The sequence below is a fragment of the Dietzia sp. genome, assembly GCF_036741115.1.
GTDB lineage: Bacteria > Actinomycetota > Actinomycetes > Mycobacteriales > Mycobacteriaceae > Dietzia.
Map to the genome: position 1 here is coordinate 1 of NZ_DAINST010000049.1, position 11,342 is coordinate 11,342.

Sequence of the window (11,342 nt, forward strand, 5' to 3'; positions counted from 1 at the left end):
CGGATCGTCGTAGTTCGCGGTGGCCTCGACGATCGCCTTCGCCCGCTGCTCCGGGTTACCGGACTTGAAGATGCCGGAGCCGACGAAGACGCCCTCGGCGCCGAGCTGCATCATCATCGCGGCGTCCGCAGGCGTGGCGATACCGCCGGCGGTGAAGAGCACGACGGGCAGCTTGCCCTCGCGGGCGACCTCCGCGACGAGCGGGTACGGCGCCTGGAGCTCCTTCGCGGCGACGTAGAGCTCGTCCTCGGGAAGAGAGGCGAGCGCGCGGATCTCCGCGCGGATCTGGCGCATGTGGGTGGTGGCGTTCGAGACGTCGCCCGTGCCGGCCTCGCCCTTCGAGCGGATCATCGCCGCACCCTCGGTAATGCGGCGCAGTGCCTCGCCGAGGTTGGTGGCGCCGCACACGAACGGGACCGTGAAATCGAACTTGTCGATGTGGTTGGCGTAGTCGGCCGGGGTGAGCACCTCCGACTCGTCGATGTAGTCGACGCCGAGGGACTGCAGCACCTGCGCCTCGACGAAGTGGCCGATGCGGGCCTTCGCCATGACCGGGATCGACACCGTGTCGATGATCCCGTCGATGAGGTCCGGATCCGACATGCGGGCCACGCCGCCCTGCGCGCGGATGTCCGCGGGCACGCGCTCGAGCGCCATGACAGCGACTGCGCCGGCGTCCTCGGCGATCTTCGCCTGCTCGGGAGTGACCACGTCCATGATGACGCCGCCCTTGAGCATTTCCGCCATGCCCCGCTTGACGCGTGCGGTGCCGCGCTCGTTACCTGTGCTCGACTCGTTCGAAGTGCTCAAGATGCCTCCTGGATCGGCTCTGCGTGTGCCGGTGGATTGTGCGCGAGGCCCGGTCTCGGGGCCCACACAAGCGGCCCGGATCCACGACTACCTCCGTAGGCGCCCTACGGCGCCCGATGCCTTCAATACTAGGACGGGTCCATCATTTCGATGTACTCGGGCATGGCTGCCGATCCCGCCAGGCGGAACAGAGAGATGATCCTCCGTTCGCGGAGGCGGCGCGTGTCGCGGACGGCATCGTTGTAGAAGCGCCGCGCGATCTCGAGACCATCCCCGACCGCAGCGGCCTCCGCCGAGAGCGCGGGGCCCGGTACCGGGTGATTCTGCGCTCCGTCTCGAGGCCCGTTTTCCGACCCTTCGTAAGCGAGGGCCGCGCGCAATGCCCTGGTCAGCTCGTTTTCGGCCTGCTCGATCCGCGTCTGCGGCGCGCCGGGGGTGAACTTCTCGGCAGAAGCACGCCGGGCCTCGGCGACGGCTCGCTCGAGGCGCGTGGCAACTGGGTTGTCCGCGCCGGGTGCGCCCACCCTCCCGGTCAGTTCGGGATCTGCGGGGTTCGACTCACCGTGAACGTGCAGGGCATCGGCCACAGCCACTGCGACCGTATGACGACGGACGAGCGCATTGTGCAGCGACTGCGCGGCCAGGTCGGTGCGGATATGGAGCCGGTCGAGCCGAACGGCAGTGAGATACGCGCTCAGCGCCGCGGCGGCGAGAACGAGCGCCAGGACCACGATGAGCACGATCCACCACATCTAGTAGACCCCCCTCTTCGAGCGCAGCTTGCTTCCCCGCTTGCTTCGATTCGCCCGCGGTCCGTCCTCGGCGCCGGTCCTGCGCCCGTCGCGCACGAGCCCGACGCGCTCCCCCGGTGCCCGGACGGCGTCGTAGACGCGGAGCACCCTGCGGCACACCACGGGCCAGTCGTACTCACCGACCACCGAGTCGGCGCGGGCCACGAGGTCCGCCCGCCGCGTGTCCTCGCGCAGGAGTGAGACGAGGTGCATGGACAGCGATTCGGCGTTGCCCGTGGCGAACAGCGCACCGCACTCGCCGTCCCGCAGTACGCGGCGGAAGGCATCGAGGTCCGAGGCGAGCACCGCCGTGCCCGCCGCCATCGCCTCGACGAGGACGATCCCGAAGCTCTCGCCGCCGGTGTTCGGGGCACAGTAGACGTCCGAAGCGGCGAGTCGGCGAGCCTTGTCCTCCTCTGAGACCCGACCGAGGAACTCGACCCCGGAGTCCGGGCCCAACCGCGCCTCGACCTCCTCGCGGTCGCCGCCGCCCATCACCTGCAGGCGCGCACCGGGGACCTGCTCGCGCACCGCCGGCCACGCGGCGAGGAGCGTGGCGAAGCCCTTTCGCGGCTCGTCGAAGCGGCCGAGGAACGAGACGACGGGTGCCCCGGCATTGCTCGTCCCGGGATCAGTCGTGTCGGCGCCCGCCGCCGTTTCCGCGGCCGCGCGCTCCTCCTTCGCCCGGCGATAGAACGACACGTCGACCCCGTTGGGGATCTCGACGGCATCGGATCCGAGTGCCTGCATCTGCCAGCGGCGGGCCACGTCGGAGACGGCGATCCGGCCGCGGATCTTCTCGTGGAACGGGGCGAGCACGCCCTCGAAGGTCTTGAGCACGAGCGAGGAGGCCGTCGCGGTGTGAAAGGTCGCCACGATGGGCCCGGACGCGAGTGCGAGCGCGAACATCGAGGTGCTCGGCGCGTTGGGTTCGTGGATGTGGAGTACGTCGGGCCGCACGGAATCGATCCACTTCTTCGTCGCGCGCCACGTCCACGGACCGAAGGCGAGGCGGGCGACGGAGCCGTTGTACGGGATTCCCACGCCGCGGCCCACGAAGGTCGTGAACTCGTCGGGTTCGGTGCCCTTCTCCCCCGGCGCGAGGATGAGCACCTCGTGACCCGAGCGGCGCATCTCGCGCGCGAGATCGGTGATGTGGATCTGCACCCCACCGGGCTCCTCGAACGAATAGGGGCAGACGACGCCGATGCGCATCAGCGCGCTCCCCTCTCGCGGAGCGAGTCCCCGCGCCCCTCGAGGTAGTCCCGGTGCCCGGAGTCGAGATCGGCGATCCACTGCGGCTGGAGCATGTGCCAGTCGGCCGGGTGCTTGGAGATGCTGCTCTGGAAATGGTCGGCAAGCAGCTGCACGCCCTCGGCGACCGTGCCGGAGACGTCGAGCGGTGCGCTCGGCTCGAGGCTCAACGAGTCGCCTACATAGTGGAGGTCGACGGCCGAGAGCGACGCCCCGGTCTCCTGCGCGAGTTTGACGGCGCCTGCCGGCATCCTCGTGGTCGCCCCAAAGAACTCGACCTCGACGCCCGTACGGCGCAGGTCCCGCTCTCCCATGAGGCAGATGATCCCGTTGCCCGCCAGCACCTGCTTCATCCTCGCGAACGGCGACATCTCCCCGCCGGTGAGCGGGAGGACCTCGAAGCCCAGGGATTCGCGATAGGCGACGAAGCGCTCGTACAGCGATTCGGGCTTGAGCCGCTCGGCAACGGTCGCAAATTGACCATAGCGGTGGGTGAGCCACAGGCCGGCGAGGTCCCAGTTCGCCGAGTGCGGTAGAGCCAGGATCAACCCATTGCCCTTGTCGAGCGCTTCGTCGAGACAGTGCCGGTTGCGCAGCAGCCCGTCCATCGACTCGACGACGGCGTCGTGGTCCATCGTCGGCAGCCGGAAGGCCTCGCGCCAATAACGAGCGTATGAGCGCATCGAATCCCGAACCAGCCAGTCCGGGACGGCCTCGGGCGAGACGCCGAGCACCCGCGACAGGTTCTTGCGGAGCTGCGAATCGGGACCCTGACGGCGCGCGGCCGCGTCCGCCCCGAGATCGAAGGCTCGCCGCGCGACGGGATCGGGAAGCGCGCGGACGAACTCCCACCCGGCTGCGTAGCCCCAGTCGGCCAGGCGATCGCCGAGGCTCACGTTCTGCTCGTCGTTGTCGCTCATGACTCCGGCTGCCCTTCGTTCGGGGGACGTCCGGCGTCAGCCTGGGGGGTCGACTTGAGGTACGAAGCGCGCCCGCCGAGGACGCGCTGGACGACGGTGATCACGGAACCGATCGCCACGAGAGATACACCGATCTCGAGCGCCCACGGAACGCCGAGGCCCGAGAGGCCGGCCCCGAGGAGGACGAGGACTAGGCGGTCGGCGCGTTCCATGAGTCCGCCGGGCGTCGCGAGACCGCCGGCGTCCGCGCGCGCCTTCGAATACGAAACCACCTGCGAAAACGTGAGCGCCACGAGGAGCATGACGAGTGCGAGGGAGTTATTCGGATCGTCGTGCACGACATACCAGACGAGCGAGCCGAGGATCGCGCCGTCCGCGACGCGGTCGGAGACGGCGTCGACGAGCGCGCCGTACGGCGAACCGAGGCCTCCCGCTCGCGCAACTGCTCCGTCGAGGAGGTCGAAGAGCGTGCACAGCGCGATGATGATCGCGCCGGCGAAGAGGTGCCCGGAGCCGAACAGCAGGATCGCGGCGACGACCGTCGCGAACATGCCGAACAGCGTGATCATGTTGGGCGTGATCCCCGCCTTGACGAAGAATCCCGCGAAGCGGGGCGCCACCTTGTTGACGCCACCGCGTCCGTACTCGCTGAGCATCTCCTACCTTTGCCTCCGGTTCGCTGCGGCGGTCCCTACTCGGATTCGCTCGACTATTCGGGCTTCTCGGTCTCTTCCGACCCGGGGCCCTCCCCCCAGGCCTCGGCGAGCAGTTCCCTGGTCTGCAAGAGGAGCTGCGGGAGGACCTTGGTGCCACCCAGGACGGTCATGAAATTGGCGTCGCCCACCCAGCGGGGAACGACGTGTTGGTGCAGATGGTGGGCTATCGAGCCGCCGGCCGCGCCGCCGAGGTTGAGTCCCACATTAAACGAGTCGGGGCGCGAGACCCGTTTGACGACACGGATGAGACGCTGGGTGAACTCCATGAGTTCTGCGGACTCCCCCACCGTGAGGTTCTCGAGGTCGGCGACCTTGCGGTACGGGATGACCAACGCGTGGCCCGGGTTGTACGGGTACAGGTTGAGCGCCACGTAGACGTGCTCGCCCCGAGCGACGACGAGCCCGTCCTCGTCCGACATCTTCGGGATGTCGAGGAACGGCTCGCCCGTCGCGCCCTCCGCCGGCTTCGGTGGCTCGGCGATGTACGCCATGCGGTAGGGCGCCCAGAGCCGGGCGAGCTCGTCCGGCTCCCCTGCCCCGGTATCCCGGATTTCTCCGCTGCCCTGCCCCACGCCTAGAGGTTCCCCTCGCTCGGCTGGTCGTTGCGCCGCGACTCCGCCCAGTGCGCGATGGTCTCGACCGCCTGCGAGACGGGCACGCCGTTGTACTGGGTGCCGTCGAGGAAGCGGAAGCTCACTGCGCCGGACTCCACGTCGCGCGCGCCGGCGAGGAGCATGAAGGGCACCTTGCCGGTCGTGTGCGTGCGGATCTTCTTCTGCATGCGGTCCGAGCCGTTGTCGAGCTCGGCGCGGATGCCGCGCGAACGCAGTGCCGTGACCACCTCGTGGAGGTGTGGCTCGAATTCCGCGGCCACCGGGATGGCGACGGCCTGAGTAGGCGCGAGCCACACGGGGAAGGCGCCGGCGTAGTGCTCGAGGAGCACGCCGAAGAAACGCTCGATGGAACCGAAGAGCGCGCGGTGGATCATCACCGGGCGCTTCTTCGTGCCGTCCGAGGCGGTGTACTGCAGATTGAAGAGCTCGGGGAGGTTGAAGTCGAGCTGGACGGTTGACATCTGCCACGTGCGCCCGATCGCATCGCGGGCCTGGACCGAGATCTTCGGTCCGTAGAAGGCGGCGCCCGCCGGATCCGGGACGAGTTCGAAGCCCGAGGCCTCACCGACCCGGCGCAGCGTCTCGGTGGCTCGCTCCCACACATCGTCGTCGCCGACGTACTTCTTCGGGTCCTTCGTGGAGAGCTCGAGGTAGAAATCGTCGAGGCCATAGTCACGGAGGAGCGAGATGACGAACTGGAGCACCGAGGAGATCTCGTTCTCCATCTGCTCTTCGGTGCAGTAGATGTGGGCGTCGTCCTGGGTGAACCCGCGTGCGCGCGTGAGGCCGTGGATGACGCCGGACTTCTCGTAGCGGTAGACCGTGCCGAACTCGAAGAGCCGCAGAGGAAGCTCGCGGTACGAGCGGCCGCGGGAGTCGAAGATGAGGTTGTGCATCGGGCAGTTCATCGGCTTGACGTAGTAGTCCTGGGCCGGCTTGGTGACGTTGCCCTCGGCGTCCGTCTCCCCGTCGAGCATCATCGGGGGGAACATGCCCTCCGAGTACCAGTTGAGGTGCTGCGATTTGCGGAACAGGTCGCCCTTTGTCACGTGCGGGGTATTGACCAGCTGGTACCCCGCAGCGAGGTGACGGCGCAGCGAGTGCTGCTCCATCTCGTTGCGGATGATCCCGCCGCGCGGGTGGAACATCGGGAAACCCGAGCCCACCTCGTCGGGGAAGCTGAACAGGTCGAGCTCGGCGCCGAGCCGTCGGTGGTCGCGGCGTTCGGCTTCGGCGACCCGCTCGAGATACGCGTCGAGCGCCTCGGTCGACTCCCACGCCGTTCCGTAGATGCGCTGCAGGCCGGCGTTCGACTGATCGCCGCGCCAATATGCGGCGGACACCCGGGTGAGGGCGAAGGCCGGAATGGACTTCGTGGTCGGCACGTGCGGGCCGCGGCACAGGTCGAACCAGATGAGCTCGCCGGTGCGCGGGTTGAGGTTGTCGTAGGACGTGAGCTGCCCCTCGCCGACCTCCATGACCTCGCCGGTGTCGATATCGGCGCCCTCTCCGGCATCCGCGCGGCCCTTGTCCTCGATGAGCTCGAGCTTGTACGGCTCTCCGGCGAGTTCGGCCCGCGCCTCGTCGAGGGACTCGTAGGCACGGCGCGAGAATCGTTGGCCGGCTTTGATGATCTTCTTCATCCGCTTCTCGAGCTCCCGGAGGTCTTCCGGGGTGAACGGCTCGGCGACGTCGAAGTCGTAGTAGAAGCCATCGTTGATGGGCGGGCCGATCCCGAGCTTGGCCTCCGGGCGCAGCTGCTGCACGGCCTGGGCGAGTACGTGAGCGCATGAATGGCGGATCACCGAGCGACCGTCCTCGGTGTAGGCGGCGACGAGCTCGACCTCGGTGTCGACCTCCGGCGCCCAGGAGAGGTCGCGGAGCGCGCCCGAAGGATCGCGGACGACCACGATGGTCTCCGCGCCCTTCGTCTGCAGCCCGGCCTCGGAGATCGTCTTCCCCGCGGGCTCTCGCGCGGGGATAGTCACCTTCTCGACCTGCCGGTTCGATGCCACCGCCGAGGCCTCTCGCTGCTCGCTCATTACCGAGCTCAACTCCTTCAAGATTTGTGGCGACCCCCGGCCGGGGACCGCCACCTGAGCACTTCGTGCACCGGACGATCGGCCTGACTATTCGGGCACTTCGGCCGCGCGGCGCACTCCGCTGGCATTTTACGCGTACCGCTCACGATTCCTGACGGCGGACGTCCGTATTTCGCTGAGCAGTTTCACCGCTTATCGGACACCGCGCAGCCGAGAACGGGCACGCGCCAGGCCGCGACATCGCAGATTGCGCGGTAGGGCTCGAACGGACGGGCGTGACGAGACGTGAGGGGTGGACACAATGCAGGCGACGACCGTGGCGGCGGCCATCGGCTTGATCTGGCTGGGCATCGTCCTCGGCGTCTCGTTCCTCGCGACGCCCGTGAAGTTCCGGGCACAGGGCGTCTCGATCGAGACGGGGCTGGCGATCGGCCGGGTGACCTTCGAGTCTCTCAATGCGGAGGAGTTCTTCTTCGCGGTCGCGCTGCTCGCCGTCACATTCGTGGGAGATACCCAAGGAACCGTTCCTACCTGCCCCTGGCTGCCGTCCTGGTGCTCGTCTTGCAGCTGTCCGTGGTCCGGCCGTTGCTCAAGCCGCACTCGGATACGGTGCTGCGCGAGGGCGACGGCGGCGCGCGAAGCACGATGCACTATCTCTACGTTGGGGCTAGAGATCATCAAGGTCGTCGTTCTCGCGGTCGGCGCCTTCGCGCTGCTCTCGTAACCGCGGCAAGCGGGAGCCGGGTCCACGAGGCGGCACAAGCCGGGCAGGCTCGGAGAATCGCGAGCACGTAATAGGCCCGGAGCATCGATTGATGCCCCGGGCCTTTATTCCGAGCGGATGACGGGATTCGAACCCGCGACCCTCACCTTGGCAAGGTGATGCGCTACCAGCTGCGCTACATCCGCATTTCGCAACGCAGGGTGCCGCGCTGGGCGGCCGACCTCGCGTGGTGCGCGATACTGGGATTGAACCAGTGACCTCTTCCGTGTCAGGGAAGCGCTCTCCCACTGAGCTAATCGCGCTCGACGTGCCGTACTGCGCACGTTGGTCTTGCATGTCTTACCTGGACGATCTCGGCTGGCATGGCCTCGATCTCGAGGTGGAGACGGGAATCGAACCCGTGTGGACGGCTTTGCAGGCCGCTGCCTCACCACTCGGCCACTCCACCGAAGGGTCGGATACCCAGAGCGGATGACGGGATTCGAACCCGCGACCCTCACCTTGGCAAGGTGATGCGCTACCAGCTGCGCTACATCCGCACACAAGCCGAGTGTTCTGGAGCCCGCCCGGACCGGATTCCCCGGGGAGCCGTGCTCCGCTGTTCTCGACCAGCGAGAAACGAATCTATCGGACGTCCGGATAGGTCCGCAAATCGGGTCGGTTTTTCTCGCCTCGCCGAATGGGGCTCGATGGAGCTCGCCCTGGTCAGGGTGTCGTGGCCCACGGTCATGCGGGTCGCAACGGGCGCGCCGGCCGGTGTTCGCGCCGGCGATGCCTGCGCTTCACCGCGCCGTAACCGCCCCGCCCTTCCCGGCGTTGCCGTTTCCCTCGCTCTTGACCGAGCGGGGCGGGCCGACCGAACCTCGCCGGGCGGCAAAGTCCCGTCGGCACCCGCCAGGCGGAGCGAACCATCCGGAGCGCTCGCCACGCCCCCGGACCGGAGTTTGGGGGCGTTCTGAGCGCGTGCTAGATTTGTCCACCGTTGCTCCGGTTCGCGCCGGTTGCCGCGTCTGGTCCCATGGCTCAGTGGAAGAGCGTTCCGTTCACACCGGAAAGGTCGCTGGTTCGAACCCAGCTGGGACCACAGCTAAACAAACTTCGGAAGCCCCCTCGCCTGCGAGGGGGCTTCCTTGCGTCTCGGCCGACGGCATCTCGGCGGCCGAAGGTAGAGTCGCCGCTCGTGTCCCCCAAGCCAGCAGAACCGTCGCCGCACCCGGCGTTCACCGTCGCCACCGGCGGGCCACACGAGGCGGAAGCGCTCGCGGCCGTCGCGGCGCTCACTTTCCCCCTTGCGTGCCCGGACTCGCTGAGCCGTGAGGCCATCGCCGCGTTCACGGAAGAGAACCTCTCCCCCTCGGCGTTCTCCGCCCACCTCGCCGATCCCGGGACCATCGTGCTGCTCGCCCGCGATCCCGCAGGCGACCCGGTCGGATACGTCGTCGCCATCCCCGGTCGCGGCGAGGACCCGGCGGCGGGTGCCCTCGTGCGGGGCCGGACGCCGATGTATCTCTCGAAGTGCTACGCGGTACCGCGCGCACACGGATCGGGGCTCGCGACCGAGCTCATGGAGCGGGCTGTCGAGCTCGCCCGCTCCGCCGGTCACGATTCGCTCTGGCTCGGCACAAATGCGGACAATGCGAGGGCGCGGCGTTTCTACGAGAAAACCGGCTTCCTCCAGCGCGGAGAGCGAGACTTCGTGGTCGGTGGACAGCTGTGCCGTGACGTCGTGCTCGAGCGGCCGATCTAGACCGGAGAACCAAGCGGCCCGGGCGCGCGTAGCGAGCGCTCGCCCGGGCCGTGTGCTCTTTCGTGCTTGCTCCGACAGACCTATGCCGTCAGGCGTTCTCCTCGGCCGGGGAGAAGCGCGAGAGCGCGAGGAGGCGGCTCGTCGCGCGGAGATACTTCTTCTTGTATCCGCCGTTGAGCATCTCCTCGGTGAAGATCTCGTCGAGCTTTGCGCCGCTATTGCGAACGGGGATCCCGGCGTCGTAGAGGCGGTCGGCGAGCACGACGACCCGAAGGGCGATCGCCTGGTTGGCGACCGGATGGACGTCCTCGAGACACACCTGGGAGATGCCCTCGACGAGCCGGTTGTACTTCGACGGGTGCAGCGAATCGAGATGGCGGCAGAGCGTGTCGAAATCGTCGAGCGTCGAACCCGGAACGGACTGAGCGAGCCCCTCGAGCTCCGTGTCCGACATCGGCTCGGGGGCCGGCGGCAGGTCGCGGTGGCGGTAGTCGGGGCCGTCGACACGGATGGTCTCGAAGAGGCCCGAGATCCGCTTGATCTCCCGGAGGAAGTCCGCCGCGGCGAATCGGCCCTCGCCGAGCTGGCCCGGCAGCGTATTCGAGGTCGCCGCGATGGAGACGCCCGCCGCCGTCAGCTCCGCGAGGAGGCGGGAGACCAGCATCGTGTCGCCCGGATCATCGAGCTCGAACTCGTCGATGCAGAGGACCGAGCGGGTGGAGAGCTCCTCGACCGCGCGGTTGAAGCCGAGGGCACCGACCACATTGGTGAGCTCGACGAACGTGCCGAAGGACTTCGGCGCAGGACAGCTGTGGTAGATCGACGCGAGCAGGTGGGTCTTGCCCACGCCGAAACCGCCGTCGAGGTAGATGCCCGTGCCCTCGGTCGGCTTCTTCTTCCCGAACAGCCCCTTTTTCTTCTTGGACTTTGCCGCGACCACGTTCTCCGCAAACGCGCGACATGCATCCCTCGCCTCCGCCTGGCTCGGCTCCGCCGGATCGGGGATGTAGGAATCGAAACTCACCTCGTCGAACATCGAGGGCGGGACGAGCTGCGCGACGAGCTCGTCCGGAGTGACGTCTGGGGTAATGTCGGCGAGGCTAAGGACCATGCTCACAAGGGTATCGCGATAACCCGCCTCGACCCGTGTCGGCCGTCTGCCTTGCTCCGACCGCCTCGGACCCGCTTTTCGGAGAGGAGGTACTCACGTGCCGATGCACGAACCAGGGCGCATGTCCGCCGATGTCTCCGACCCCGGCGCCGCTCTCGCTCTTTGGTCCGCTCTCGCTTCCGCCCCCGGTCCCCGCTCCCCGCAGCCGGTCCGCGCGACGTTCATCGCCGCCCTCGACGGCGCCGTGACGATCGACGGGAAATCCGCCGGGCTCGGCACTCCGATGGACGCCACGGTGTTCCAGGCGATGCGCTCGCGCGCCGGACTCGTCCTCGTCGGCGCGTCCACCGCCCGCACCGAGGGCTACGGCCCCGCGACCGTCCATCCCGCGCTCGCCCACCTCCGCACCGATCCCAATCCGCCAGCGGTCTGGATGCTCGCGCGGACGCTGCGGGAGGAGGACATCGCGCACGTGGAAGCGGCCCAGTCCCCGACGCGCGATGACGGCTCCCCGAACGATCGACCCGCGAAGCCGGGCGCCCTGCGGATCGTCACCAGCGCCGAGGGGGCGCCGCCAGAGCTCCGCGAACGTGCCGCGAGCTCCCGGGTGGCG

General features: G+C 68.2%; 10 protein-coding genes, 5 tRNA genes and 1 pseudogene. 4 read left to right on the forward strand and 12 right to left on the reverse strand.

What is annotated here, in order from left to right:
• The 7 genes from pdxS to thrS all read right to left on the reverse strand — a co-directional run.
• The coding region (gene pdxS, locus V7E05_RS08890) for a pyridoxal 5'-phosphate synthase lyase subunit PdxS (protein WP_333619327.1) at positions 1–813 on the reverse strand (813 nt) is incomplete at its 3' end.
• A 125-nt stretch (positions 814–938) separates the two neighbouring features.
• On the reverse strand, positions 939–1,562 hold the full coding sequence (locus V7E05_RS08895) for an NUDIX hydrolase (protein WP_333619309.1): 624 nt from the start codon (positions 1,560–1,562) through the stop codon (positions 939–941).
• The gene (locus V7E05_RS08900; RefSeq protein WP_333619310.1) at positions 1,563–2,816 is read right to left on the reverse strand and encodes a glycosyltransferase family 4 protein; all 1,254 of its coding nucleotides are present in this window, start codon (positions 2,814–2,816) and stop codon (positions 1,563–1,565) included.
• Positions 2,816–3,775 (reverse strand): phosphatidylinositol mannoside acyltransferase, encoded by a 960-nt coding sequence (locus V7E05_RS08905; RefSeq protein WP_333619311.1) that lies wholly within the window; start codon positions 3,773–3,775, stop codon positions 2,816–2,818. The genes V7E05_RS08900 and V7E05_RS08905 overlap by 1 nt, the downstream gene beginning before the upstream one ends.
• On the reverse strand, positions 3,772–4,431 hold the full coding sequence (gene pgsA / locus V7E05_RS08910; protein WP_333619312.1) for a phosphatidylinositol phosphate synthase: 660 nt from the start codon (positions 4,429–4,431) through the stop codon (positions 3,772–3,774). Before pgsA ends, V7E05_RS08905 begins: the two co-directional genes overlap by 4 nt.
• 53 nt (positions 4,432–4,484) lie before the next feature.
• A complete protein-coding gene (locus tag V7E05_RS08915; RefSeq protein WP_333619313.1) occupies positions 4,485–5,063 on the reverse strand; it encodes an HIT family protein in 579 nt (192 codons plus the stop codon).
• A gap of 2 nt (positions 5,064–5,065) precedes the next feature.
• Positions 5,066–7,147, reverse strand: coding sequence for a threonine--tRNA ligase (gene thrS, locus V7E05_RS08920; RefSeq protein WP_333619314.1), 2,082 nt, complete (start codon positions 7,145–7,147; stop codon positions 5,066–5,068).
• 301 nt (positions 7,148–7,448) lie between these two features.
• Between thrS and V7E05_RS08925 the strand changes: the two genes are divergently transcribed.
• Complete coding sequence (locus V7E05_RS08925) at positions 7,449–7,871, forward strand: hypothetical protein (protein ID WP_333619315.1); 423 nt, start codon at positions 7,449–7,451, stop codon at positions 7,869–7,871.
• Between the two features lie 112 nt (positions 7,872–7,983).
• On the opposite strand, the gene V7E05_RS08930 is transcribed toward V7E05_RS08925, so the two are convergent.
• The 4 genes from V7E05_RS08930 to V7E05_RS08945 all read right to left on the reverse strand — a co-directional run bounded on the left by V7E05_RS08930 (position 7,984) and on the right by V7E05_RS08945 (position 8,410).
• Positions 7,984–8,056: transfer RNA gene (locus V7E05_RS08930), tRNA-Gly, on the reverse strand.
• Positions 8,057–8,098: 42 nt separating this feature from the next.
• Positions 8,099–8,173, reverse strand: a tRNA-Val gene (locus tag V7E05_RS08935).
• 75 nt (positions 8,174–8,248) lie between these two features.
• A tRNA-Cys gene (locus tag V7E05_RS08940) sits at positions 8,249–8,319 on the reverse strand.
• 18 nt (positions 8,320–8,337) lie between these two features.
• Positions 8,338–8,410: transfer RNA gene (locus V7E05_RS08945), tRNA-Gly, on the reverse strand.
• 473 nt (positions 8,411–8,883) lie between these two features.
• Between V7E05_RS08945 and V7E05_RS08950 the strand changes: the two genes are divergently transcribed.
• Both V7E05_RS08950 and V7E05_RS08955 read left to right on the forward strand, forming a co-directional pair.
• A tRNA-Val gene (locus V7E05_RS08950) sits at positions 8,884–8,955 on the forward strand.
• Positions 8,956–9,051: 96 nt separating this feature from the next.
• Entirely contained in the window at positions 9,052–9,618 is a 567-nt protein-coding gene (locus V7E05_RS08955) for a GNAT family N-acetyltransferase (protein ID WP_333619316.1), read from the forward strand.
• An 88-nt stretch (positions 9,619–9,706) separates the two neighbouring features.
• Here the strand turns inward: V7E05_RS08955 and zapE are convergent, their stop codons facing one another.
• Positions 9,707–10,729, reverse strand: a complete 1,023-nt coding sequence (gene zapE, locus V7E05_RS08960) for a cell division protein ZapE (protein WP_333619317.1) — start codon at positions 10,727–10,729, stop codon at positions 9,707–9,709.
• A gap of 97 nt (positions 10,730–10,826) precedes the next feature.
• Between zapE and V7E05_RS08965 the strand changes: the two are divergent.
• A pseudogene (locus V7E05_RS08965) lies at positions 10,827–11,342 on the forward strand (hypothetical protein); the annotation flags it as partial.

Coding starts and splice junctions, on each gene's coding strand:
- V7E05_RS08905 (WP_333619311.1), bottom strand. CDS start 3,775: ATGAGCGACAACGACGAGCAGAACGTGAGCCTCGGCGATCGCCTGGCC.
- thrS (WP_333619314.1), bottom strand. CDS start 7,147: ATGAGCGAGCAGCGAGAGGCCTCGGCGGTGGCATCGAACCGGCAGGTC.
- V7E05_RS08895 (WP_333619309.1), bottom strand. CDS start 1,562: ATGTGGTGGATCGTGCTCATCGTGGTCCTGGCGCTCGTTCTCGCCGCC.
- pgsA (WP_333619312.1), bottom strand. CDS start 4,431: ATGCTCAGCGAGTACGGACGCGGTGGCGTCAACAAGGTGGCGCCCCGC.
- V7E05_RS08925 (WP_333619315.1), top strand. CDS start 7,449: ATGCAGGCGACGACCGTGGCGGCGGCCATCGGCTTGATCTGGCTGGGC.
- zapE (WP_333619317.1), bottom strand. CDS start 10,729: ATGGTCCTTAGCCTCGCCGACATTACCCCAGACGTCACTCCGGACGAG.
- V7E05_RS08900 (WP_333619310.1), bottom strand. CDS start 2,816: ATGCGCATCGGCGTCGTCTGCCCCTATTCGTTCGAGGAGCCCGGTGGG.